23 protein-coding genes and 1 riboswitch are annotated in these 21,970 nt (G+C 72.6%); of the genes, 11 read left to right on the plus strand and 12 right to left on the minus strand.

Annotated elements, in window-relative coordinates:
- Positions 1 to 101: 101 nt before the first annotated feature.
- From ACFVDP_RS03045 to ACFVDP_RS03060, 4 genes are all read left to right on the plus strand, one after another.
- Positions 102 to 785 (plus strand): alpha/beta fold hydrolase, encoded by a 684-nt coding sequence (locus ACFVDP_RS03045; RefSeq protein WP_383482281.1) that lies wholly within the window; start codon positions 102 to 104, stop codon positions 783 to 785.
- A 272-nt stretch (positions 786 to 1,057) separates the two neighbouring features.
- Positions 1,058 to 1,238, plus strand: a riboswitch (cobalamin riboswitch).
- Between the two features lie 38 nt (positions 1,239 to 1,276).
- On the plus strand, positions 1,277 to 2,341 hold the full coding sequence (locus ACFVDP_RS03050) for an ABC transporter substrate-binding protein (protein ID WP_383482284.1): 1,065 nt from the start codon (positions 1,277 to 1,279) through the stop codon (positions 2,339 to 2,341).
- Positions 2,338 to 3,360 carry a FecCD family ABC transporter permease gene (locus tag ACFVDP_RS03055; RefSeq protein WP_383482287.1) on the plus strand — a complete coding sequence of 341 codons (1,023 nt, stop codon included), beginning with the start codon at positions 2,338 to 2,340 and terminating at the stop codon, positions 3,358 to 3,360. Before ACFVDP_RS03050 ends, ACFVDP_RS03055 begins: the two co-directional genes overlap by 4 nt.
- A complete protein-coding gene (locus ACFVDP_RS03060) occupies positions 3,357 to 4,142 on the plus strand; it encodes an ABC transporter ATP-binding protein (RefSeq protein WP_383482290.1) in 786 nt (261 codons plus the stop codon). The genes ACFVDP_RS03055 and ACFVDP_RS03060 overlap by 4 nt, the downstream gene beginning before the upstream one ends.
- Before the next feature lie 30 nt (positions 4,143 to 4,172).
- Here ACFVDP_RS03060 and ACFVDP_RS03065 read toward each other — a convergent pair whose 3' ends face one another.
- Complete coding sequence (locus ACFVDP_RS03065) at positions 4,173 to 4,793, minus strand: L-threonylcarbamoyladenylate synthase (RefSeq protein WP_383482293.1); 621 nt, start codon at positions 4,791 to 4,793, stop codon at positions 4,173 to 4,175.
- A gap of 357 nt (positions 4,794 to 5,150) precedes the next feature.
- On the opposite strand from ACFVDP_RS03065, the gene ACFVDP_RS03070 reads away from it, so the two are divergent.
- On the plus strand, positions 5,151 to 6,311 hold the full coding sequence (locus ACFVDP_RS03070) for a hypothetical protein (protein ID WP_383482296.1): 1,161 nt from the start codon (positions 5,151 to 5,153) through the stop codon (positions 6,309 to 6,311).
- A gap of 14 nt (positions 6,312 to 6,325) precedes the next feature.
- On the opposite strand, the gene ACFVDP_RS03075 is transcribed toward ACFVDP_RS03070, so the two are convergent.
- Complete coding sequence (locus ACFVDP_RS03075; RefSeq protein ID WP_383482299.1) at positions 6,326 to 6,682, minus strand: hypothetical protein; 357 nt, start codon at positions 6,680 to 6,682, stop codon at positions 6,326 to 6,328.
- A gap of 74 nt (positions 6,683 to 6,756) precedes the next feature.
- Between ACFVDP_RS03075 and ACFVDP_RS03080 the strand changes: the two genes are divergently transcribed.
- Positions 6,757 to 7,134 carry a DUF779 domain-containing protein gene (locus ACFVDP_RS03080; protein ID WP_383482302.1) on the plus strand — a complete coding sequence of 126 codons (378 nt, stop codon included), beginning with the start codon at positions 6,757 to 6,759 and terminating at the stop codon, positions 7,132 to 7,134.
- A gap of 89 nt (positions 7,135 to 7,223) precedes the next feature.
- Positions 7,224 to 8,393, plus strand: coding sequence for a phosphodiester glycosidase family protein (locus ACFVDP_RS03085; protein ID WP_383482305.1), 1,170 nt, complete (start codon positions 7,224 to 7,226; stop codon positions 8,391 to 8,393).
- 27 nt (positions 8,394 to 8,420) lie between these two features.
- On the opposite strand, the gene ACFVDP_RS03090 is transcribed toward ACFVDP_RS03085, so the two are convergent.
- The 8 genes from ACFVDP_RS03090 to ACFVDP_RS03125 form a co-directional block, all read right to left on the minus strand.
- Positions 8,421 to 9,998, minus strand: a complete 1,578-nt coding sequence (locus tag ACFVDP_RS03090; protein ID WP_383482307.1) for a hypothetical protein — start codon at positions 9,996 to 9,998, stop codon at positions 8,421 to 8,423.
- 84 nt (positions 9,999 to 10,082) lie between these two features.
- Positions 10,083 to 10,277 carry a hypothetical protein gene (locus ACFVDP_RS03095; protein WP_383482310.1) on the minus strand — a complete coding sequence of 65 codons (195 nt, stop codon included), beginning with the start codon at positions 10,275 to 10,277 and terminating at the stop codon, positions 10,083 to 10,085.
- Between the two features lie 140 nt (positions 10,278 to 10,417).
- Entirely contained in the window at positions 10,418 to 11,275 is an 858-nt protein-coding gene (locus ACFVDP_RS03100) for a phosphatidylinositol-specific phospholipase C/glycerophosphodiester phosphodiesterase family protein (protein ID WP_383482313.1), read from the minus strand.
- Between the two features lie 153 nt (positions 11,276 to 11,428).
- Positions 11,429 to 11,803: a VOC family protein gene (locus ACFVDP_RS03105; protein WP_383482316.1), complete on the minus strand. Its 375-nt coding sequence runs from the start codon at positions 11,801 to 11,803 to the stop codon at positions 11,429 to 11,431.
- Positions 11,804 to 11,861: 58 nt separating this feature from the next.
- Positions 11,862 to 12,962, minus strand: coding sequence for an acyl-CoA dehydrogenase family protein (locus ACFVDP_RS03110; protein ID WP_383482319.1), 1,101 nt, complete (start codon positions 12,960 to 12,962; stop codon positions 11,862 to 11,864).
- Positions 12,959 to 14,143, minus strand: coding sequence for an acyl-CoA dehydrogenase family protein (locus ACFVDP_RS03115; RefSeq protein WP_383482321.1), 1,185 nt, complete (start codon positions 14,141 to 14,143; stop codon positions 12,959 to 12,961). The genes ACFVDP_RS03110 and ACFVDP_RS03115 overlap by 4 nt, the downstream gene beginning before the upstream one ends.
- Positions 14,140 to 15,126: an NADPH:quinone oxidoreductase family protein gene (locus ACFVDP_RS03120; protein WP_383482324.1), complete on the minus strand. Its 987-nt coding sequence runs from the start codon at positions 15,124 to 15,126 to the stop codon at positions 14,140 to 14,142. Before ACFVDP_RS03120 ends, ACFVDP_RS03115 begins: the two co-directional genes overlap by 4 nt.
- An 88-nt stretch (positions 15,127 to 15,214) precedes the next feature.
- Entirely contained in the window at positions 15,215 to 15,838 is a 624-nt protein-coding gene (locus ACFVDP_RS03125; RefSeq protein ID WP_383482327.1) for a helix-turn-helix domain-containing protein, read from the minus strand.
- Between the two features lie 99 nt (positions 15,839 to 15,937).
- Here ACFVDP_RS03125 and ACFVDP_RS03130 point away from each other — a divergent pair, with 99 nt between their 5' ends.
- Complete coding sequence (locus tag ACFVDP_RS03130) at positions 15,938 to 16,975, plus strand: NAD(P)/FAD-dependent oxidoreductase (RefSeq protein WP_383482330.1); 1,038 nt, start codon at positions 15,938 to 15,940, stop codon at positions 16,973 to 16,975.
- A 25-nt stretch (positions 16,976 to 17,000) separates the two neighbouring features.
- Positions 17,001 to 17,900 (plus strand): SDR family oxidoreductase, encoded by a 900-nt coding sequence (locus ACFVDP_RS03135; protein WP_383482333.1) that lies wholly within the window; start codon positions 17,001 to 17,003, stop codon positions 17,898 to 17,900.
- 15 nt (positions 17,901 to 17,915) lie between these two features.
- On the opposite strand, the gene ACFVDP_RS03140 is transcribed toward ACFVDP_RS03135, so the two are convergent.
- The gene (locus tag ACFVDP_RS03140; protein WP_383482336.1) at positions 17,916 to 18,755 is read right to left on the minus strand and encodes an enoyl-CoA hydratase/isomerase family protein; all 840 of its coding nucleotides are present in this window, start codon (positions 18,753 to 18,755) and stop codon (positions 17,916 to 17,918) included.
- 126 nt (positions 18,756 to 18,881) lie between these two features.
- On the opposite strand from ACFVDP_RS03140, the gene ACFVDP_RS03145 reads away from it, so the two are divergent.
- Positions 18,882 to 19,487 (plus strand): TetR/AcrR family transcriptional regulator, encoded by a 606-nt coding sequence (locus tag ACFVDP_RS03145; RefSeq protein WP_383482339.1) that lies wholly within the window; start codon positions 18,882 to 18,884, stop codon positions 19,485 to 19,487.
- Positions 19,484 to 20,872, plus strand: a complete 1,389-nt coding sequence (locus ACFVDP_RS03150) for an MFS transporter (protein ID WP_383482342.1) — start codon at positions 19,484 to 19,486, stop codon at positions 20,870 to 20,872. The genes ACFVDP_RS03145 and ACFVDP_RS03150 overlap by 4 nt, the downstream gene beginning before the upstream one ends.
- Here the strand turns inward: ACFVDP_RS03150 and hemC are convergent.
- The gene (gene hemC, locus ACFVDP_RS03155; RefSeq protein WP_383482345.1) at positions 20,850 to 21,782 is read right to left on the minus strand and encodes a hydroxymethylbilane synthase; all 933 of its coding nucleotides are present in this window, start codon (positions 21,780 to 21,782) and stop codon (positions 20,850 to 20,852) included. The two genes, ACFVDP_RS03150 and hemC, sit on opposite strands and share 23 nt — an antisense overlap.
- Positions 21,783 to 21,970 lie beyond the last annotated feature (188 nt).

Here is a 21,970-nt window from a genome sequence, read left to right on the forward strand (position 1 = left end):
ACTCCTCGTAGTCGTCGCCGGTACCGATTCGGTTGCCGCGCACCGGCGTAGCCTCGCGAGATCGACTGATCCAACTGATCCGCAGGGCGGGGGTTCGGGAAATGACGGAACGGCGCACGGTGCGCGTGGCGGGGGTCCGGTTGTCCTACGAGGTGTCGGGGCCGCCGGACGCCGTGCCGCTCCTGCTGCTGCCCGGCCTGGGAGAGGGTGCCGCCGACTGGGCGCCGGTGGCACCGGCGTTCGCCCGCGACCACCGGGTGTACGCCCTCGACCTGCGCGGGCACGGGCGGAGCGACTGGCCGGGACGGTACTCACTGGAGCTGATGCGGGACGACGTCGCCGCGTTCCTGGACGCGGCGGGCCTCGACCGGGTGCGGGTCGTCGCGCACTCCATGGGTGGCGTGGTCGCCTTTCTGCTGGCGGCGGCCGAGCCGGAGCGGGTGGCACGGCTGGTTCTGGAGGACGTGCCGCTCCCCCGCCCGCGGACACCGCCGCCGCTGGTCCGGCCCGAGGGAGACCTGGCCTTCGACTGGGAGATGGTGGTCGCGGTCCGGCAGCAGCTCGACACCCCGCCCGCGCACTGGCTGGAGCGTCTCGGCGACATCACCGCCGAGACGCTGGTGGTGGCGGGCGGGCCCCTCAGCCATGTCCCGCAGGACGGTGTCGCGGAGCTGGCCCGACGTATTCCCGGCGGGCGGCTGCTGACCCTTCCCGTCGGGCACCTCATCCACCGGGACGCGCCGGAGGAGTTCGCGACGGAGGTCTGCGCGTTTCTCGGGGCGTGAGCCGGTGCAGGGCGGCTGGATCAGTTGTCGTCCGTCTGCGGGCCGGTGGCCGCTTCTCGCGCAGTTCCCCGCGCCCCTGAGGCAGGCGCTTCGCGCCGCCTCCCCTTTGAGGCTGCGGCTTCGCCGCGCTTTTGATGGAGATGCCGCACGAAGTGCGCACTCCAGGGGCGCGGGGAACTGCGCGACCAGCCCCCACCGGCCCGCAGCCGACAACGAGCCCCGGTCCCGGCAAAAGGACCCGCGCCCACCCCGTGATACTTTCGCCAGGCCAGTCGTACCTTTGCACGGTCTGTCCGTGCACGGGTCAGGGAATCCGGTGAGAATCCGGAACTGACGCGCAGCGGTGAGGGTGACGGGCGGAGCCACAGCCACTGGGCCGGTGACACGGTCTGGGAAGGCGCTTCGCGCGGACGACCCCGAGTCCGAAGACCTGCTGGCGGCCCCCGGCGGCGTTCCGCGGTCCGGGGGTTGACCGTAGACCGGCTCCGCGTATGAGCCCTGGACGCAGAGGATCTCCCGTGCCGCCCGCCCGCACCACCCGTCACCTCCGCCGTACCGCAACGCTGTTGGCCGGCGTCCTCCTCCTCGCCGGATGCGGCGGATCGACCGGCGCAGGCACGGACGAGAAGGCGACGGGCGGGGTCACCGTCGACAACTGCGATACGAAGGTGCACGTCGACCACGCCCCTCGGCGTGCCGTCGCCCTCGATCAGGGGTCGGCCGAGATCATGCTGTCGCTCGGTCTGGCCGACCGGATGGTGGGCACCGCCACCTGGACCGACCCCGTGCTCAAGGGACTTGAGAAGGCGAACGCGAAGGTGCCGCGGCTCGCCGACCGCTACCCCTCCTTCGAGAAGGTCCTCGCCGTCGAACCCGACTTCGCCGCGGCCTCGTTCACCTACACGCTCAGCAAGGGCGGGGTGGCGCCGCGCGAGAAGTTCACCGAACTCGGCGTCCCCGCCTACCTCTCCCCCAGCGACTGCGCGGGCAAGAACAACAGTGGCGACGGCGACGGCGAGCGCACGAAGGCGCTCACCCTCGACACGGTCTACGGCGAGATACGTGACCTGGCGAAGATCTTCGACGTCGAGAAGCGCGGCGAGAAGCTCGTCGACAGCCTCAAGTCCCGGGTACACAAGGCCACTTCGGCGGCCGACGCCTCGGACGTCAGCGTGCTGTACTGGTTCGCGAATTCCGACTCGCCCTACATGGCGGGCTGTTGTGGTGCTCCCGGCGTCATCACGGAGGAGCTGGGGCTGCGCAACGTCTTCGACGACACGCATGAGGAGTGGCCGCAGATCGGCTGGGAGACGGTCGCGGACCGTGACCCGGACGTCCTCGTCATCGGTGACTTGACGCGCCGCTCGCAGTCGGCCGAGTCCGCCGCCCAGAAGATCAGGTTCCTGGAGTCCGATCCCGTCACGAAGAACATGACGGCGGTGCGCGAGAAGCGGTACGTGCTCTTGAGCGGGCAGGACATGAACCCGACGATCCGCACCGTGGACGGAGTGGAGAAGGTGGCCGCCGCGCTCGGCGAGTTCGGCCTCGCCAAGTGAGTGCCGCGACCCTGCGGTCAGGTCTCTACTGGACGGCGGGCGTCTTCGCGCTGTGTGCGTCCGTCGCCGTGGCGATCACCTTCGGGCCCGCGCAGATCCGCGTCGGCGACGTCTGGTCGGCGGTGGGCGCGCGCCTCGGCTGGGGCAGCTCGGACCTGACGCCGATCCGCGACGGCATCGTATGGAATCTGCGGCTGCCGCGGACGCTGCTCGCGGCCGTGTGCGGGGCCGGGCTCGCCGTGTGCGGCACGGTGCTGCAGGCGCTGCTGCGCAATCCGCTCGCCGATCCGTTCGTGCTCGGGGTGTCCTCGGGGGCGTCGACGGGCGCCGTGCTCGTCGTGGTCCTCGGGGTGGGCGGCGGCGCGCTGTCGGTGTCCGGCGGGGCGTTCATCGGCGCGGTCCTGTCGTTCGCGCTGGTGCTGCTGCTCAGCCACACGCTGGGCGGCACGACGGACCGGGTGGTGCTGAGCGGGGTGGCCGCGATGCAGTTGTTCTCCGCGCTGACCTCGTTCGTGGTGCTGACGGCCGCCGACGCGGAGACGACGCGCGGCGTGCTGTTCTGGCTGCTCGGCTCGCTCGGCGGGGTCGGCTGGACCGAGGTGTGGCTGTGTCTGTCGGTCCTCGTGGTCGCGCTGGTCGTGTGTCTCGGGTACGGGCGCACGCTCGACGCGTTCGCCTTCGGCCCGGAGGCGGCGGCCGCGCTGGGCGTCCGGGTGGCCCGCACCCGGCTGATCCTGCTGTGTGTGACGGCCCTGCTGACCGCGGTCCTGGTCAGCGCGGCGGGCGCCATCGGCTTCGTCGGTCTGGTGCTGCCGCACGCGGCACGCGCCCTCGTCGGTCCGGGGCACACCCGGCTGCTGCCGGTGACGGCGCTCTCCGGCGCGGTGTTCCTGGTCTGGGTGGACACGGCGGCGCGCACGGTCCTGGCACCGCAGGAGATTCCGGTGGGAGTGGTGACGTCACTGATCGGTGTGCCCGCGTTCGTGTTGGTGCTGTACCGGCGCAGGGCCGTCCGGTGACGGCCGGACTGCGCGCGGAGCGCGTGTCGCGGTCGGCCGGCGGCGCACTGATCCTCGACGGGGTGGCGCTCGCGCCGCGCCCCGGCACCGTGACGGGCCTGCTGGGGCCGAACGGCTCGGGCAAGTCGACCCTGCTGCGGCTGCTCGCCGGGGTGCTCGCCCCGGACTCCGGTGTCGTCACCCTCGACGGCGCGCCGCTCGCGGACGTGCCGCGCCGCACGGTCGCCCAGCGGGTCGCCGTGGTGGAGCAGCAGTCGGAGACCCTGGTCGAGTTGACGGTCGTCGATGTGGTGCGGCTCGGCCGGATCCCGCACCGTCGCGCCTGGTCGCCGGCGTCCGCGGCCGACGAGGCCGCGGTCCGTTCCGCACTGGAGCGCAGCGGACTGGCCGACAAGGCGCACCGGCTGTGGCACACCCTGTCGGGCGGTGAGCGCCAGCGGGTGCAGATCGCCCGCGCCCTGGCCCAGGAGCCGCGCGAGCTGCTGCTCGACGAGCCGACCAACCACCTGGACATCCAGCACCAGTTGGAGCTGCTCGACCTGATCACGGGTCTCGGCCTGACGAGTGTCGTCGCCCTGCACGACCTGAATCTGGCCGCCGCGTACTGCGCGCAGGTCGCCGTGCTGTGCGAGGGCCGGGTCGTCGCGGCGGGTGCGCCGGACAAGGTCCTCACCGAGGAGCTGATCGCGGACGTGTACGGGGTCCGCGCCCGGGTGAGCGTCCCGGAACCGGGCGAGCGGCCGCACATCCGATTTCTGGGGATCGTCGCGCGCGATTCCTGACCCGCTGACGGGACGGCCCCCGGGCGGCGCTCACTCGAAGCGGTCGGGATCCCCCGCGCCGCGCCGGACGACCTCGGCCTCGCCGCCCGAGAAGTCGATCACCGTGGTGGGCTCGGTGCCGCAGTCGCCGGAGTCGAGGACGGCGTCCACGACGTGGTCGAGCCGCTCCTTGATCTCCCAGCCCTGGGTGAGCGGCTCGTCCTCACCGGGCAGCAGCAGGGTGCTCGACAGCAGCGGCTCACCGAGCTCGGCGAGGAGCGCCTGGGTGACGACGTGGTCGGGGATGCGAACCCCCACCGTCTTCTTCTTGGGGTGCTGGAGCTGGCGCGGCACCTCGCGGGTCGCGGGCAGGATGAAGGTGTAGCTGCCCGGCGTGGCCGCCTTGATCGCACGGAACACGTCGTTGTCGATCATCACGAATCTGCCCAGTTGCGCGAAGTCCTGGCAGACGAGCGTGAAGTGATGTTTGTCGTCGAGCTGCCGGATCGACCGGATCCGGTCGACACCTTCCCGGTTGCCGAGCCGGCAGCCGAGTGCATAACAGGAGTCCGTGGGGTAGGCGACGAGTGCGCTGTCACGGATGCCGTCGGCAACCGCTCCGATGATGCGTGCCTGCGGGTTCGCGGGGTGGACGTCGAAGTACCTGGCCATCCGCCGAGCCTACGGGATCAGGAGCGGCAGACGACGGCGTGGACGGGCGCGGCGGACGGATCGTGCCGTCCGCGGTGGACGGAACGGCTGAGGGAAGGCGGATCGCGGCATGCACAGGACGGCTGTACGACGGCGGACGGCGCCATGCTCACCACAGGGGCGCGAGCACCGGCACAGACCCCCCTGGTCGCGCACGCGCGCTGCGGCGTACGGCGGAACACGACACTCCTGGCATGCACCGTCCGACGGATTGCGCGCACACGCGCGACAATCCCGACACCGCCCCACCCCGACCGAGCGCATGGACAGGTCCACGGACCATACTGGCTGCGCACCGACCGCCCACAGAACGACTCCATGACCTCCAAGAAGAACTCTTCCTTCAGCCCCGCCCCCGACACCGTATGGCTGTCCCGCGGGCGGCACCTCGGGCTCGAACCCGAGCAGGACGTCCGGCGCAACCTGATCGCCCTCAAGGCGGCCGGGGTGCTCGACGATTTCCTCGACCTGGACCCGGTCGAGGCGGCCCGTACCTCCGTGCTGCACCCGCGCGACGAGGACGCCGACCCGGGCCCGCTCGCCCGCCGGCAGTTCGAGGCGCGCTGGCGGGTCGCCGACGACGTCACGGTGCGCGCGCAGCTGACGACGTTCGACGTCGAGGCGCGCCGCAAGGAGGGCGACGGCATCGTCTGGGTGCTCGCCGCCGAGGCCGACCGGGCCTGGGACCTGGGCTGGCCGTCCCCCGCGACGATGTTCTGGCCGGACAGCGACCGGGTCGGCTGGGACCACGACACGGTCTCGGGGCTGCGGCTGCGGGCCACGAACCATCTGCCCAAGGACCCCGACGAACTGCGCCACCAGGTCCGGGATTGGACGCGGCGCAGCTGGTACACGCATGTCGTGGTGCACGAGGCGATGACGCCGGACGCACGCGGTGAGCAGCCGATCACGCCGTTCCTGCCGCCGGGTCTGCGGCACCGGGTGATAGAGCACCGGGCGTCGCCCGAGCAGTCGCAGATCGCGGATGCCGCGCTGAAGCGGGAGCTGAGTGTGCGGATGCCGCGCGGCGGCGCCGTCGTCCTGCCGACGCAGCCGCCGCTGCCGGGCTACGACGCGGACCGCGCCGCGGTGCCCAACGTCTTCCTGAACGGCAGCGAGCCGTCCGAACTCATCGCCAGGATCATCGAGTTCGCGACGCTGCCGAGGCCGCTGCCCGAGGACGCCGAGCAGGCCCTCGCCCGGCTGCGCAAGGGCTGGCACCTGCTGACGCCGGACGAGGAGCTGACGCACGCGCAGGACATGGTCGGCCGGTACGCCGAGGCGCTCGAGGCGATGACCAAGTCCCGTGACGCGTACAAGGAGGCGGCCGAGGCGGCCCAGTCCGCGCTGAACGAGGCGCGGCGGGGCGAGGGCGTGTCGGCGAGCCTGCCGCTGACGCCGCCCGGCACGAAGCCGGACGGCTCACCGCTGAGCGCGCTGACGAAGGCCTTCGGCCGGCGCCGCGACCCGAACAAGTAGGGCCGCGGCCCCTGTCAGTCCGACCCGGTCTCGCCCGGGTCGGACATGCGCAGCGCGATCTGCCTCAGCAGTTCGGTGGAGTTGACGTCGCCGTGTCCTTCGTCGTGCACCTTGGCGAGCTGGGTGAAGAGGAACGCGAACGCCTCGACGAGCGACACGCTGGCCGGCATGAGCGCGGCGATGGTCAGTTCCGCCGCCTCCTCCGCGGTGGCCCCGGCCGGGATCTCCACCGTCGGGAACACCTCCGACACCAGCCGTCCCAGCTGTGACAGGTCGGTGTCCAGTTCCTCTCCGTCGCTGAGTCTGCGTACCATCTCCTGCGTCTCGGTCAGCACACCGATCGCCCGCAGGATGATCTCCCTCTGTTCCATGCGGGGAGCCTATGCGGGCGCGGCGCCCACGCGTGCAACGTCGTCGCAACGTCCCGGCGCGGATACTCGCTCGCATGACCGACGTACCCCGCGTGGAGCTGACGTCCGCGGCCGCCGAACTGCTGCGGCGGCTGCGGGCGACCCACGGTCCGCTGATGTTCCACCAGTCCGGCGGCTGCTGCGACGGCAGCGCCCCGATGTGTTATCCGGCGGGCGAGTTCCGCACCGGCGGCTCCGACGTGCTGCTCCAGGACCTGACGGTGGCGGGGGTGGCGGAGCCGGTGTCGTTCTGGATGTCGAGGAGCCAGTACGAGGTGTGGAGTCACACCCGGCTCATCGTCGATGTCGTCGAGGGCAGAGGCAGCGGCTTCTCGCTGGAGGCGCCGGAAGGCGTACGTTTTCTGATCCGTTCCCGTCTGGTCGACACCCAGCCATCGACGGGTACCCCGTAGTCTGCTGAACTCCGTTGATGCAGACGAGAGTTGACAGCACGTTCGGCTTGAGAAGCAGGAGATTCCTCTCAGCTTTCGCGGTAGCGGGAATGCTGGCCGGAGCGGCCCTGGCGGGAGCCGCTCCGGCCAGTGCCGCGTCCGGGGGCGCACGGGTGGCGTCCGGCGTCACCTACTCCGAGTTCGACATACCGGCCGCCAAGGGCACCGCCCACGCCCATGTCCTGACCGTCGACCTGCGCGATCCGCGGGTGCGCGTCGATCTGCTGCACCCGGGCGCGGTGGGGGCGCGGGGAGCCGTCTCGGCGATGGCCGACGCGCGCGGGGCCGTGGGCGGTGTCAACGGGGACTTCTTCAACATCACGGAGACCCAGCACCCCGGCGTCGAGGCGACGGGCGCCGCGGTGGGCCCGGCGATCACGGGCGGGCACGTCCTGAAGGCCGCGGTGCCGGACGGCCAGCGGTTCGGGCCCGCCCTGCCGCCGGGCACCTCCACGCGGGACGTGCTCGGGGTCGGCGTCGACCGGCGGGCCCGTCTCGACAGCCTCGCGCTGGACGGCACGGTCCGCACCCGGGACGACTCGGTCGCGCTCGGCGGGCTCAACCAGTACGCACTGCCGGTCGGTTCGGTGGGGGCGTTCACGGCGGACTGGGGCAGCGTGTCCCGGGTGCGGGCCACCTGTGGCACGGACACCCAGCGGGCCGCGCCGTGCAGTACGGACACGTACGAGGTGACGGTGCGCCGCGGCCGGGTCGTGACGGCGGCGGACACCCCGGGCGGCGGCGCGATCGCCGCCGGGACGACGGTGCTGGTCGGCCGGGAGGCGGGCGCGCAGTGGCTGCGCAAGCTGTCGCCGGGCGATCCGGTGTCCGTGAGCCACCGGCTGGTCGCGGCCGGCTCACGGGTCCCGCTGAGCTTCGCCGTCGGCGGCTATCCGGTGCTGTGGGACGCCACGCCGCTGCCCGGTCTCGACGCGAACACCGCGGCGGTGCGCACGGCCGCGGGCATCGCCGACCACGGCCGCACCCTCGTCCTGCTCGCCCTGGACGGCGCACCCGCCTACCGCACCGGCCTGTCGATGGCCGAAGTCGCCTCCACCATGGCCGCGTTGGGGACGGACGACGCGTTCAGTCTCGACGGCGGCGGTTCGTCGACGCTCGTCGCGCGGGAGCCGGGGGCGGCGTCGGTCTCGGTCCTCAACCACCCCACGGACTCGCCCGAGCGGGCGGTGGCCAACGGGATCGGCGTGTTCTCGCGCTGAGCACTGAGTCCCGGGCCCCGGGTCCCGTCAGCTGTCGTGTACGGCCACCAGCCCGTTGAAGACCCCCACGTACGCCGTGCCGTCGGGACCGAGCGTCACGGGCGCCCAGTTGTTGTCGTAGGCGATTCCGGTCCCGACGAGTCGCTTCCAGCGGGTGTCGCCGGTGCGGAAGTCGACGGCGGTGAGGTACCAGGCGTCCACGCCGAGGGAGTTGGGCTCCTTGGTGTAGAAGTACAGCAGCCCGTTGGCGGTGGAGAGCTTCGGCACGGTGGACGGGGAGCGCACGCCGCTCTCCCACGCCGTGTCGCAGCCGCTGCCGTCGTCGCGTACGTCGATGCGGGTGACGCCGCCGACGACGCTGCGTCCGAAGGTGAGCGAGGTGATGTTCTCGTAGCCGTAGTTGTTCTCGACGACGAGGCTGTTTCCGTACGAGATCAGGGAGTTGTCGGTCGTGGACGCGCCGGAGCCGAAGACCGGAACCTTGCAGACGAGGCGTTCGTCGGCGGGGACGTCGGCGCCGCGCCGGTAGACGAGGACGTTCATGCGGTCGTCGGCGTTGTCGGTGATGGCGACGTAGTCGTCCTGGATGCCGAACAGGTCGGGGGTGGTGCCCGAACCCTGGTTCACGGAGCCGGGTTTGGTGCCCGTGCCGCGGTCGTACGTCTGGCGCCACACAGCCTTCGGAGTGCCGTCGGCGCTGGCGTCGAAGTTGTACAGGGCGTGGTCGGTGACGATCGAGACGCCGTCCTTCGCCACGGAGAACGAGTTCTGGATCTCCTCCCCGTCCAGGCGGATCGATCTGATGGTGCCGGTGGCGGGGTCGACGGTGCCGACGCGGCCCTGCCGGGTCACCCACCACACGCGGCCCTGCCAGTCCGGCATCACGGAGGTGACGGGGTCGCACGTGCCGCTCGGGTACAGGTTCGTCCAGGACGCGCAGTCGTGCGGGACGACGCCGGTCAGGTCCCAGTCGTCGGTGACCTTGAACTCCCAGCTGCCGTCCGCCGTGCGGGTGTGCGCGAGGCGCAGGACGTGCTGGCGGGAGTCGGCGAGGACGAGACGGTCCTGGTCGTCGAGGTAGGAGTAGGCGCCGCCGGACGTGTCCTTGAAGATCTTGGAGAAGTCGAGGGTGGTGATGGCCTCGACGGTGGAGGGGCGCTGCGGGAGCTTGTACTCGGCGAGGGTCGCGAGGCTGTGCGGGTCGAGCAGTTTGACCAGGAAACCGGTGAAGGTGCCGCACACGGTGACGATGCGGCCCTCCTTGTCGAAGGTGACGGTGGCGCACTCGCCGCCGAGCGCGGCCATCTGCTCGCTGGTGACCTGCGGGGCGTTCCCGTTCGGTCCGCTCCAGGGGTAGGTGCCGCTGCCCCAGCCGTCCCCGTGCATTCCGCTGCGGCCGTTCGCCGCGAGGTAGGGGTGCTGGTCCGGGGCCGTGCCGGGTACGGGGTTCGGCTGGGCCGGCGCACCTTCGTACTGCGGGACGAGGCGGTGGCCGGGGGCCTTGGGGATCGCGTCGGCCCCGGCGCCGGACGGGGCGACGAGGCCGAACCCCAGCACGGTCAGCGTGACGGCGAGGGTGCGGGCGAGCTGTCTGCGAAGCGGCATGCCGCGAAGCTAGGCGCCCTCCCTTGAAGTGTCCATGCAGATCAGGGAGTTGTTCACGAAGCCGCAACGATCATCGGGTGCCGGTCACGGTCTGAGGCTGCTGACCAGGCCCGCGGTGGCGTTGATGCCGTGGTGGATGGTGGGGGCCGCGGCCGTTCCGGCGAGCAGGAAGCCGAGCAGTACACAGACGAGGGCGTGGGAGACCTTCATGGCGCCGTTGCGCAGAATGATCACCGCGACGACCAGGAGCAGCACCACGAGGGAAATGGACAGAGACATCGCCGAACCTCCTCCGCCACGTCAACACCGTGGCTTTCGGCCGCAAGTGTGACGCAGCGGAGGGCGCCGGACGGGGCACGACCTGTCCCCCGAAAGAGTGCTAACTGCGGGTCACCGCGGCGCGGTCACCCGCCGTGGGGTCATCGGTCGTGGGCGTCGAGGAACGCTTCGAGGCCCGCGAGGTCGTCGGTGTTCAGGTGGTCGACGTCGGCGGCGATCAACTCGCTCCACACGGCGTCCCGTTCGGGCCCCGCGACATCGGGTGTGGCCCAGAAGCGGACGCGCTGCCCGTGGGCGTGGGCGGCGGAGACGATGCCGTGCAACTTCTCGCGTTCGGCGGCGGGGATCGGGCCGCTGCCCAGCCAGGTGAAGTTGTTCGTCCAGTTGTCGCTGATGAGCGGGATGAAGGAGGCGGGGTCCGCGGTGCCGAGGTCGGTGAGGCGGCCGTCGTAGAAGGCGCTGCGGGTGCGCTGGGCCGCGATGACCGGTCCGGCGGCGCGGTCGCCGGAGACGACTGCGGTGACGGGTCCGGTGTGCACCCGGCCGTGCGCGTACGTCGTGAACAGGCCTCGGTGACGGCGCAGTTGGCGGTCGAGCTCGCGGTAGGTGGCGTCGCCCTCGGTCTTGATGTCGATGAGGAGTTGCAGCGGCAGCCGCCATCCCCGGTACACCGAGCCGTGGTGGGCGCGGACGCGGGCGGCGAGCGGGGCGAGGTAGAGGGATTCGAGGGTGCGTGCCGGGTCGAGGTCGACGGGGTCGTGGGCGACGAGGAGGTCGCCGTCGACGAGGTAGATGTCGGCCTCGACGCTGTTGAAGCGGTGGTCGAGGGCGTCGAACAGCGGACGCGGGTGATCGTAGTCGTTGTGCGCGTGGGCGCGAAGCAGCGGGCGCGGACCGCGCGGCCGCCCGCCCGCGTAGGCGAGTTGTGGTGCGGCGACACCGGTGGCCAGTGCGGCGGCGAACGCGCCGAGGGCTCTGCGGCGGGTGGTCAGTGCCATGTGTGCCTCCCGTGGTGGGCCGGTGGGACACGGGTGAGTATGCGGGGCCCGTGGCACCGATGGGCAGACCTGGGAGGGGAGTTGGCCGGACCGCCGCCTGTGGTTCATCCGGGGCGGCGCGGCCGGCCGCTGCTTCGTCGTGGACGACGCGGCCTACTGCCCCCGCTCCCCCGCACTGCGCTCGACACAGAACTCGTTGCCCTCCGGGTCGTGGAGGGTCACCCAGCCTGTGCCGTCGGGGCGGCGGTGGTCGCCCTGGAGGGTGGCGCCCAGGGCGAGCAGGCGGTCGACCTCCTCGTCGCGGGTGCGGTCCTGCGGCTGGAGGTCGATGTGCAGGCGGTTCTTGGCGGCCTTGCCCTCGGGGACGCGGATGAGCAGGACGCCCACGGACGCGCTCTCCACCAGCGCCTCGGGGTCGCCGGGATGGTCATCGTCGGTGATGGCTCCCCCGAGCACCTCGGCCCAGAAGCCGGCGAGGGTGTAGGGGTCGGCGCAGTCGATGGTGAGGTGGCGGATGAGTGACGTCATGCCCGTGAAGGGATCACGGGGATGACGTCCCTGTCCATCGAATTGCGCCGGCCGTCGCTCAGGGCGCCCGGAGATCGACCAGTTCGGCCAGTTCCTCCCGGTGGCTGCCCGCTGTGCCGAGGGCGATCGCCGAGGACTTGGCGCGCTTGAGGTAGAGGTGGATCGGGTGCTCCCACGTCATGCCGATGCCGCCGTGCAGTTGCAGCGCCTCCTCGGCCACGTGCACGGCGACGGGCGCCGTGTACGCCTGGGCGACGGCGACCGCGACATCGGTGTCGTCGCTGCCGGTGGCGAGCGCGTCGGCCGCGTTGCGTGCCGTGGCGCGGGCGTTGACCACTTCCAGCCACAGCTGGGCGAGCCGGTGCTTGAGCGCCTGGAAGGAGCCGACGGGCCGGTTGAACTGGTGGCGCTCGCGCGTGTAGCGCACCGTCTCCGTCAACAGCCATTCGGCGGCGCCGAGTTGCTCGGAGGCGAGCAGTCCGGCGCCGGCGCGCAGGGCGCGCCGCACCGCGGGCGCGGCGGTGTCGGCGAGGAGCCGTCCGGCGGCCGCCTCGAAGGTGACGGTGGCCAGCGGCCGCGTCGGGTCGAAGGAGATCTGCGGCTCGACCGTGACCCCGCCGGCCGAGGCGTCCACGGCGAACAGGCCGCCGGAGGTCGGCACGAGGAACACGTCGGCGAAGGCCGCGTCCGCGACCCCGGTGACCCGTCCCGTCAGGGCGCCGCCCGTGGCACGTACGTCCGTGAACTCCCCGCCGGGCGCGGACGACAGCGGCACCGTGAGCGCGCCGACGGTGCGGCCCGAGGCGAGCGCGGACAGCACGGCGTCGGCTTCGTCGCCGTCGCAGGCGAGCAGCGCCTCCGTCGCGATGACGGCGCTCGTCAGGTACGGGACGGGGGCGACGGCGCGCCCCAGCTCCTCCAGGACGACGGCGGCCTCGCGGTGCGAGGCGCCCTGTCCGCCGCGCTCCTCGGGGACGAGCAGACCGGCCAGGCCCATGCTCTCCGCGAGGTTCTTCCACAGGGCGCGGTCGTGCGGCTCGTCGCTCTCGACGCGCGCGAGCACGGCGGCGGCCCCGCAGTGGTCGGTGAGCAGGTCGCGGACCGCCGAGCGGAGCGCCTCCTCGTCCTCCGAATACAGCAGATCGGGCTGTGTGCTCATCGGGAGAGGTCCTTCCAGGCGACGTCCTTGTCGGTGCGCGGCTCGGGCGGCAGGCCCAGGACGCGCTCGGCGACGATGTTCAGCAGGACCTCGCTCGTCCCGCCCTCGATGCTGTTGCCCTTGGCGCGCAGATAGCGGTAACCCGCGTCGCGGCCCGCGAAGTCGACGATCTCCGGGCGGCGCATCGTCCAGTCGTCGTACAACAGGCCCTCCTCGCCGAGGAGTTCCAGCTCCAGACCGCTGATCTGCTGGTTGAGGCGGGCGAAGCCGAGCTTCATGCCGGCGCCCTCCGGTCCCGGGTGTCCGGCGACGAGCTGCTGGCGCAGGCGTTCACCGGTGAGGCGGGCCACCTCGGCCTCGACCCAGAGGGTCATGAGGCGCTGGTGCAGGTCGTGGGTGCGCAGTTCGGGCCGCTCGCGCCAGGTGTCGGCGACGATGCCGATGAGGCCGCCCTCGCGCGGGATGCGCATGCCGCCGATGGCGACGCGCTCGTTGTTGAGGGTGGTCTGGGCGACCTTCCAGCCGTCGCCGATCTCGCCGAGCCGGTGGGCGTCGGGGATCCGGACGTCGGTGAGGAACACCTCGTTGAACTCGGCCTCGCCGGTGATCTGGCGCAGCGGCCGCACCTCGACGCCGGGGTCGCTCATGTCGCACACGAAGTACGTGATGCCGCGGTGCTTGGGCACGTCCGGGTCGGTGCGGGCGATGAGGATGGCGAACCGGGCGTTGTGCGCGCCGGACGTCCACACCTTCTGGCCGTTGACGATCCAGTCGTCGCCCTCGCGCACGGCGCGGGTGCCGAGCGCGGCGAGGTCGGATCCGGCGCCGGGCTCGCTGAAGAGCTGGCACCAGATCTCCTGGCCCACCCAGAGCGGCTTGAGGAAGCGCCGCTTCTGGTCGTCGGTGCCGTAGCGCAGGATGGTGGGGGCGGCCATGCCGAGCCCGATCCCGTTGCGCCGCGGGTCGTTGTCGGGGGCGCCGGCCGCTTCCAGCTCCGCCTCGACGACGGCTTGCAGGGCGCGCGGCGCGTCGAGGCCGCCGAGGCCCTCGGGGTAGTGCACCCAGGCGAGACCGGCGTCGAAGCGGGCGCTGAGGAAATCCTCGCGCGGGGTCGTCGCGACCGGGTGCGCGGCCAGGAACTCCTGGGTCAGGGATCGCAGTTGTGCGGCGTCGACGGTCATGCGGCGGCTCCTTCCGTACGGGCGTGGAGGCCGGGCACCACGACGACGCGGCCGGTGGTGACGCCGTCGGCGACGCGCTGCACGGCGGACGGCGCGTCGGCGAGGTCGACGCGGTCGCTGACGAGGGGCTTGATGGCACCGCGGGCGGCCAGCTCGGTGAGCTTCTCGTGGCAGTGCGGGATCAGCTGGGGGTTCTTCTGCGCGTACAGGCCCCAGTGCAGGCCCATGATCGAGTAGTTCTTCACCAGCGCGTGGTTGAGGGCGGGGCTCGGGATGCTGCCCGAGGCGAAGCCGACCACGACGATCCGGCCCTCGAAGGCGACCGTCTTGGCGGACTGCTTGTAGGCGTCGCCGCCCACCGGGTCGTAGACCACGTCGGCGCCGTGTCCGCCGGTCGCCTCCTTGACGGCGGCGATGACGTCGTCGGCGCGCCGGTCGATCACGACGTCGCAGCCGAGTTCCTGGGCGACCTTGGCCTTGTCCGGGCCGCCGACGACGCCGATGACCCGGGCTCCGGCGGCTTTGCCGAGCTGGACGGCGGCGCTGCCGACCCCGCCCGCGGCGGCGTGCACCAGCAGCGTCTCGCCCTCCTGGAGGCGGGCACGCTGGTGCAGGCCGAACCAGCCGGTCTGGTAGCCGATGTGCAGGGCGGCCGTCTCGGCGTCGTCCAGCGCATCCGGCGCGGGAAGCAGCGCGCGGGCGTCGGCGACGGCGTACTCGGCGAAGCCGCCGTACGGCAGGGCCGGATTGGCGATGACCCGGCGGCCGTCCTCGGTCTCGCCGCAGATCTCGACCCCGGGGGTGAACGGCAGTGGCGGCCTGACCTGGTACTGGCCGCGGCAGAGCAGCGCGTCCGGGAAGTTGATGTTGGCGGCGCGCACCTTGAGCAGGACCTGCCCCTCGCCGGGCACGGGGCGCGCGACCTCCTCCAGGCGCATCACCTCGCTCGGCTCGCCGTTCTCGTGCACTTGCCATGCCTGCATGCGGGGCCTCCACGGGACTGCTTCGTCGAACCGGGTTCGGCTGCATACTAAGCGGTCGCTTGCCGGTCTGTGAATGCCCTGCCCCCGCTCACTCCTCCTTCGCCCGCGTGGGCCGTGCCCGTACGTGCATGCGCTCGCCCTGCGGCCCGAAGAGGCTCAGGAACTCGGCGGGCCCCTCCCCCGTCGAGCCGAACCAGTGCGGCACCCGGGTGTCGAACTCGGCGGCCTCGCCGGGGCCGAGCACCACATCGTGGTCGCCGAGGACGATCCGCAGCTTCCCGGAGAGCATGTAGATCCACTCGTAGCCCTCGTGGGTCTGCGGATCGGGTTCCGTCACCCGGTTCGGCTCGATGATCTTGTAGGCCTGGAGGCCGCCCGGCTGCCGGGTCAGCGGGATCATCGTCCGGCCGTGCCGTACGACGGGCTTCACCCCCCGCACCCGGGGGTCACCGACCGGCGGGGCGCCGACCAGCTCGTCCAGCGGGACCTGGTGGGCGCGGGCGATGGGCAGCAGCAGCTCCAGGCTCGGCTTGCGCAGCCCCGACTCCAGGCGGGAGAGCGTGCTGACGGAGATGCCCGTGGTCTCGGAGAGGCCGGAGAGGGTGGCGCCGCGCTCCTTGCGCAGGGCCCGCAGCCGGGGCCCGACGCCGGACAGCACGTCGTCCATGCTCGCCTCCGGCTCCGCGGCGGACGCGTCATCGTGTGCGTTCATGAATCCATTGCAGTTTCGGCAAACGCGTTTGTCAATCCGGCGAGCCGCGGTGCACCGTCGAAAGCAATGGTCAGCCGATACTCAGACGAGGTGCATCCCATGAACGGCAACAGCAGCACCAAGAAGAACGCGTACGAGGTCGTGGTCGTCGGCGGCGCCACGGCGGGGCTTTCGGCGGCGCTGATCCTGGGGCGCTCGCGCCGCTCGGTCCTGGTCGTCGACGCGGGCGAGCCGCGCAACGCACCGGCCGCGCACATGCAGGGCTACCCGTCGCGCGACGGCATGCCACCGGCCGAGTTCCTGGCCGAGGTGCGCCGGGAGGTCACCGGGTACGGCGTGGAGCTGGTGTCGGACCGGGTGACGGCGGCCGAGCCGGACGGGTCCGGCGAGTTCGAGGTGGCGCTCGCGTCCGGCGGCCGGGTGCACGCGCGCCGCCTGGTGATCGCGACGGGCCTGGTGGACGAGCTGCCGGAGGTGCCCGGCGTCGCCGAGCTCTGGGGCACGGACGTCCTGCACTGCCCGTACTGCCACGGGTGGGAGGTCAGGGACCGCGCGATCGGCGTGCTGTACCGCGAGGCGACCGGCATCCACCAGGCGCTGCTGTTCAGCCAGCTCTCCGACGACGTGACGCTCTTCCTCGACGGCACGGACGCGGACGGCCTCCCGGACGACGACTGGCAGCTGCTGGCCGCCGCCGGCGTGAGTGTGGTCGCGGGCGCGATCGAGCGTCTCGTGGTGACGGACGACCGGCTGACCGGGGTGCGGCTCGCGGGCGGCCGGGAGTTCGCGCGGTCGGTGTTCGTCGTCCCGACCCGCACGGTGCCGAGCGACGCTCTGCTGTCCGCGCTGGGCGCCGTCACGAAGGAGACCCCGGCCGGGCCGTTCGTCGACGTGGATCCGACGGGGCAGACCAGTGTGCCGGGCGTGTGGGCGGTGGGGAACGCGGCCGGTCCGGCGGAGCAGGTCGTCAACGCGGCGAGCGCGGGGTACCGGGCGGGTGCCTTCATCAACGCGCAGCTGGTGATGTCCGACGCGGCGCGGGGCGCCGAGCGGCGGCGGGCCGGGGCGTTCTCACCGGAGGGCGAGCGCGCGGTGGCGCAGGCTCGCACCAAGTCCGGCGTCGCAGTGGCAAGTTGACGGTACAGCGGGTATCCATTCCCGCATGACGACGCCTGCCGTACCCGGACTGCCCGCTCCTCCCCCGCTCGGTGTCTCGGCGCTGCCCCCGGGCACGTACGACGGCCGGCTGGTCCTGGTGACCGGGGGCGGCACCGGGCTCGGCCGGGCGGTCGCGGCGGAGTTCGCGCGGCTCGGCGCGGACGTGATGATCGCGAGCCGGAAGGGTGAGCACCTGGCACCGGCCCGCGAGGAGCTGGCGGCGGTCGAGGGCGCGGGCAAGGTCACGGCGGCGACCTGCGACATCCGGGACGCGGGCCGGATCGCGGAGGTCTTCGACGCGGCGTGGGCGGCGCACGGCCGTGTCCCGGACGTCCTGGTGAACAACGCGGCGGCCAACTTCCCTGTCCCGGCGGAGGAGTTGAGCCCCAATGGCTGGCGTTCGGTCGTCGACATCACGCTCAGCGGCACGTTCTTCATGTCACGGGAGTTCGGCCGCAGGCATCTGGCGGCGGGCACCCCGGGGTCGGTGCTCGCGGTGGGCGCGTCGTACGCGTGGACCGGCGGGCCCGGCTTCGCGCACAGCGCGGCGGCGAAGGCGGGGGTGAAGAACCTGGTGGAGACGCTGGCCGTGGAGTGGGGCCCGTACGGCATCCAGGTCAACGGCCTGGTGCCGGGCCTCATGCCGCACGAGGACATGACACCGGCGATCCGCGCGAATCTGGACCGGGCCGACGACCCCGGCGCCCGGCAGCCCGCGCTGCGGGTGGGCGCGCCCCGGGAGCTGGGCTGGGCGGCCACCTTCCTCGCCTCGCCGTACGGCCGGTTCATCAGCGGGCACACGCTGGTGGTGGACGGGGCGAACTGGCAGCGGCGCGATCTGGTGAACGCGCCGGTGACGACGGTCCGCGAGCAGCTGGGGCGGGGGCCGTTCACGGCGGAGTGATCCGGTGTTCCCGGCTCACGCGCCACGGAACCGGGGGCTCTCCCTGCGGGCCTTCGCGGTGAAGCCCTCCGTCGCGTCGTCCGAGGTGAGGGTGAGGGCGGCGCTCATCGCCACCCGGTCGAGCGCGGCGTCGAGGCCCGCGTCGGCGTAGGCGTCGATGTCGCGTTTGACGGACTGCACGGCCAGGGGCGCGTTCGCCGCGATCTCCCGTGCCACCTCGCGGGCCGCCCCCTCCAACTCCGCTCCGGGGGTGACCTGTTGGAGCAGCCCCAGCCGCCACGCCGCGTCCGCGTCGATGCGCCGCCCGGTCAGTGCGAGGAACTTGGCCCAGCCGGCTCCGGCCTCGCGGGCGATGCGCAGATCGCCGCCCGCGTCGACCGCCACCCCCAGCCGCGCCTCCGGCAGGGCGAACACGGCGTCGTCCGCCGCGATCCGGATGTCCGCCATGAGGGCGAGTTCGAAGCCGAAGCCGAGGCAATAGCCGCGCACGGCCGCGACGACGGGCTGTGGCAGGCGCGCGAACGCGGCGAACCTCTCGTGCGCCCATCGGATGCCCTCGTAGTAGGCGCGGCTGCGGGCCGATCCGCTCTCCCCCTCGATCCCGCCACCGGGCGCGGTGACGTCGATGCCCGCACAGAAAGCGCGCCCCTCGGCCCGCAGCAGCACGACACGGATGCGGTCGTCGAACCGGATCCGGTCGGCAAGCACGCCGAGCTGACGGCTCGACTCCCAGCTCCAGGCGTTCAGTTTGGCCGGTCGGCACAGCGTGAGCACGCCGACGCCGTCCTCCTCGACGTCCAGGCGCAGCCGTCGCTCGTCGCCGTCGGGGATCAAGGTGTCGGTCGTGTCGAGCATGCGGCCCCCAGCCGGTCGTCGGCGTCCCTGGCGGCGCGCAGCGTAGCGGCCCCGTCCCGCACCTTGAAGAGCCACGCACCCCTCAAGGAGTAGACACTGTCTACGTCGATCGGGTAGACAGTGTCTATGCAGACAGAGGAAGGCCGTCCGGAATCCGGCGGCGACGGGGGCGGCCTGCGGGACCGGCTCATCGACACAGGGGTGGCCCTGGTGGACGCGGAGGGCGCGGCGGCCCTGTCGCTGCGGGAGATCGCCCGAAGGGCAGGGGTCTCGCACGGGGCGCCCCGCCGCTACTTCCCCACACACCTGGAGTTGCTCTCGGCGATCGCCCGCCGGGGCTTCGCCCAGCTCGGCGCGGAGGCGGGACGCGCCCTGGACGGGACCGGGCCGGAGCCGCGCGCCCGGCTGACGGCCCTGGCCGGCGCCTATCTCGCCTTCGCGGCGGAGCATCGCGGCATGTACGAGCTGATGTTCCGTCACGATCTGCTGGAGAGCGACGGGTTAGGGCTGCGCGAGACGAGCCTGCCTCTGTTCGGGATGTTCACGGACCTGGTGGCACGGGTACGTCCCGAGACCGAACCCGCTGTGGTCGCCGGGGCGTTGTGGGCGAACCTGCACGGTGTCGCCCAGCTGTGGGGCTGGGGCAGCCTTCAACTGGCTTCCGGTGCGGACGATGTGGCGCCGCTGCTGGCCGCGGTGCTCGACGCGCATCTGGGCCCGGAGCCCCGGTGACCGGCCGCGCCCATCGTCGCGTCACGCTCGCGGGCAGTGTCGTCGGCGCGGTCCTCGTGGCCCTCGACGGGACCGTGCTGACCATCGCCCAGCCCGCGCTCCAGCGCGATCTGGGCGCCTCTCTCACCCAGGTGCAGTGGACGAGCACGGGCTATCTGATCGCGGTGGCGAGTCTGCTCGTCTTCGCGGGCCGGCTCGGCGACCGGTACGGGCACCGGCGGCTGTTCGGATACGGGATGCTCGGGTTCGCGGCCGCGTCGGCGGGCATCGGGTGCGCACCCGGCATCGGCGCGGTGATCGCGCTGCGCGTGCTCCAGGGCGTGTGCGGGGCGCTGTTGCAACCGGCGACGCTCGGCATGCTGCGCGCCGCGTACCCGCCGGACGAACTCGGCATGCCGATCGCCCTGCGCACCAGCGCGATCGGCGGCGCGGCGGCCGCGGGGCCGCTGGTCGGCGGGGTGCTGACGGCGCATCTGGGCTGGCGCTCGGTGTTCTTCCTGGGCGTGCTGCCCGCCGTGGCGATCGCCCTGCTCGTCCTGGGCGCCCGGGATGCGGAGGAACCCGCGGAGCGGCACCGGACCGGTCTCGACGCGGGCGGCACACTGCTGCTCGGCGCGGCCCTCGCCTCATCGGTGACGGTGCTCGTCACCCTGCCCGGCGCGGGCTGGTCGGCGCCCCCGGTGGCCGCGCTGGCCGGGGCCTGCGCGGCGACGGCAGCCTTCGTCCGCCACGAGCGGCGCACCCCGCACCCGCTTCTGTCCCCCGCGCTGCTCGCCTCCCCTGTCGTGGCCTCGGCGCTCGGTGTCCTGCTGTCGGCTTCGGCGGCGCTGTTCGGCGCGCTGTTCACGGCGACGTACTTCCTTCAGGACGTGCTCGGCCTCGACGCGCTGGGCACCGCGCTGCGGATGCTGCCCGCCGCGCTGTGCATGGTGATCGCGGCGCCCCTCGGCGCGGTGCTGCTGCGCCGCTACGGGGCGCGCCCCACGACGTCCTGCGGGCTGCTGCTGATGGCGTCGGGCGTCTACGGGTTCGGCCGTCTGGACACCACGGCGAGCGGCTGGGCCGTCGCGGGGTGCGCGTTCGCGATGGGCGCGGGATTCGGCACGGTCATGGTCACCGCGACCGAGGTCCTGGTGCGCCGGGCCCGCCTGGTCGACGCCGGGGTGGCCGGCGGCCTCCAGCAGACCGCGATGAACATCGGCCCGACGCTCGGCGTGGCGACGGCGACCACGCTCCTCGCGACGGGCCGGGACTTCGTGGCGTCGATGGGCACGACGCTGACGGTGCTCGCGGGGCTGGTGTGCCTGGGGGTGCTGGCCGCGCAGAAGCTCCCGTCAGGGGAACAGTCCGCCGAGCCGAGCCCTAGTGCGGAATGCCGTCGATGAGTTCGCGGGCGCCCTGGCGCAGCAGCGCCACCGCGACGGACATGCCGAGCGTCGTGGGGTCGAGCGGTCCCGCCCATTCCTGGGCGTTGAGGACCCGCTTGCCGTCGGGCGTGAACACACAGGCCCGCAGGGAGAGGTCGCCGCCCCGCTCGGAGCGCGCGTATCCGGCCACCGGCGAGTTGCAGTGTCCCTGGAGGACGTGCAGGAACATCCGCTCGGCGCTCGCCTCCCGCCAGGTGTCGTGGTGCCCGAGCCCGCTCACCGCGTCCAGCGTGCTCTCGTCGTCGGCGCGGCACTGCAGCGCGAGGATCCCGGCCCCGATGGGCGGGCACATCGCGTCGGGCGCGAGCACGTCGGTGACCACGTCCAGGCGGCCGATCCGCTCGAGCCCGGACAGGGCGAGGAGCAGCACGTCCGCGTCGCCGGCTGCCATCTTCTCCATGCGCCGGTTGGCGTTGCCGCGCATCGGGACGCACTCCAGGTGCGGGTGGCTGGCGGCGAGTTGGGCGATGCGGCGGACCGACGACGTGCCGACGCGGGTTCCCTCCGGGAGTTCGTCGAGGCGGCGGCCGGCCGGGTCGATCAGCGCGTCCCGTACGTCGTCGCGCTTCAGGTACGCACCGAATGTGCACCCTTCCGGCAGCGGCCGGTCCGCCGGTACGTCCTTCAGGCAGTGCACCGCGAGGTCGGCGCGGCCGTCGAGGAGCGCCTGGTCGACCTCCTTGGTGAAGGCTCCCTTGCCGCCGAGCACGGCCAGGTCGCCCATCCACTTGTCGCCGCTGGTGGTGACGGGCACGACCTCGGTGCGGATGTCCGGATGGAGCGCGGCGAGTTCGGCGCGGACGCGCTCCACCTGGGCGAGGGCCATGGGCGATGAGCGGGAGACGATACGGATCAACTCAGGTGCCATTCCGCCACGATAGTCGCCTCCGCTCGGGTGCCGGTTCATGACTGCGGAAGGTGGGCGTGTGCGGGTCGCGTCGTGGCTGGTCGCGCAGTTCCCCGCGCCCCTTATCGGGTTGTCGGTCGGCTGACGGCCGGTGGCCGCTTCTCGCGCAGTTCCCCGCGCCCCTGAAACGAGCTCCGCTCGTTCAGGGG

Source organism: Streptomyces sp. NPDC057694, from assembly GCF_042799415.1.
Classification (GTDB): domain Bacteria; phylum Actinomycetota; class Actinomycetes; order Streptomycetales; family Streptomycetaceae; genus Streptomyces.

Excerpts from the sequence above, each read along its gene's own strand:
- ACFVDP_RS03105 (WP_383482316.1), bottom strand. The coding sequence starts at position 11,803 with ATGACGTCACTCATCCGCCACCTCACCATCGACTGCGCCGACCCCTAC.
- ACFVDP_RS03110 (WP_383482319.1), bottom strand. The coding sequence starts at position 12,962 with ATGAGCACACAGCCCGATCTGCTGTATTCGGAGGACGAGGAGGCGCTC.
- ACFVDP_RS03050 (WP_383482284.1), top strand. The coding sequence starts at position 1,277 with ATGAGCCCTGGACGCAGAGGATCTCCCGTGCCGCCCGCCCGCACCACC.
- ACFVDP_RS03085 (WP_383482305.1), top strand. The coding sequence starts at position 7,224 with ATGCTGGCCGGAGCGGCCCTGGCGGGAGCCGCTCCGGCCAGTGCCGCG.
- ACFVDP_RS03140 (WP_383482336.1), bottom strand. The coding sequence starts at position 18,755 with ATGCTCGACACGACCGACACCTTGATCCCCGACGGCGACGAGCGACGG.
- ACFVDP_RS03075 (WP_383482299.1), bottom strand. The coding sequence starts at position 6,682 with ATGGAACAGAGGGAGATCATCCTGCGGGCGATCGGTGTGCTGACCGAG.
- ACFVDP_RS03090 (WP_383482307.1), bottom strand. The coding sequence starts at position 9,998 with ATGCCGCTTCGCAGACAGCTCGCCCGCACCCTCGCCGTCACGCTGACC.
- ACFVDP_RS03080 (WP_383482302.1), top strand. The coding sequence starts at position 6,757 with ATGACCGACGTACCCCGCGTGGAGCTGACGTCCGCGGCCGCCGAACTG.
- ACFVDP_RS03145 (WP_383482339.1), top strand. The coding sequence starts at position 18,882 with ATGCAGACAGAGGAAGGCCGTCCGGAATCCGGCGGCGACGGGGGCGGC.
- ACFVDP_RS03120 (WP_383482324.1), bottom strand. The coding sequence starts at position 15,126 with ATGCAGGCATGGCAAGTGCACGAGAACGGCGAGCCGAGCGAGGTGATG.
- ACFVDP_RS03100 (WP_383482313.1), bottom strand. The coding sequence starts at position 11,275 with ATGGCACTGACCACCCGCCGCAGAGCCCTCGGCGCGTTCGCCGCCGCA.
- ACFVDP_RS03095 (WP_383482310.1), bottom strand. The coding sequence starts at position 10,277 with ATGTCTCTGTCCATTTCCCTCGTGGTGCTGCTCCTGGTCGTCGCGGTG.
- ACFVDP_RS03065 (WP_383482293.1), bottom strand. The coding sequence starts at position 4,793 with ATGGCCAGGTACTTCGACGTCCACCCCGCGAACCCGCAGGCACGCATC.
- ACFVDP_RS03125 (WP_383482327.1), bottom strand. The coding sequence starts at position 15,838 with ATGAACGCACACGATGACGCGTCCGCCGCGGAGCCGGAGGCGAGCATG.
- ACFVDP_RS03045 (WP_383482281.1), top strand. The coding sequence starts at position 102 with ATGACGGAACGGCGCACGGTGCGCGTGGCGGGGGTCCGGTTGTCCTAC.
- ACFVDP_RS03070 (WP_383482296.1), top strand. The coding sequence starts at position 5,151 with ATGACCTCCAAGAAGAACTCTTCCTTCAGCCCCGCCCCCGACACCGTA.
- ACFVDP_RS03135 (WP_383482333.1), top strand. The coding sequence starts at position 17,001 with ATGACGACGCCTGCCGTACCCGGACTGCCCGCTCCTCCCCCGCTCGGT.
- ACFVDP_RS03130 (WP_383482330.1), top strand. The coding sequence starts at position 15,938 with ATGAACGGCAACAGCAGCACCAAGAAGAACGCGTACGAGGTCGTGGTC.
- ACFVDP_RS03115 (WP_383482321.1), bottom strand. The coding sequence starts at position 14,143 with ATGACCGTCGACGCCGCACAACTGCGATCCCTGACCCAGGAGTTCCTG.
- hemC (WP_383482345.1), bottom strand. The coding sequence starts at position 21,782 with ATGGCACCTGAGTTGATCCGTATCGTCTCCCGCTCATCGCCCATGGCC.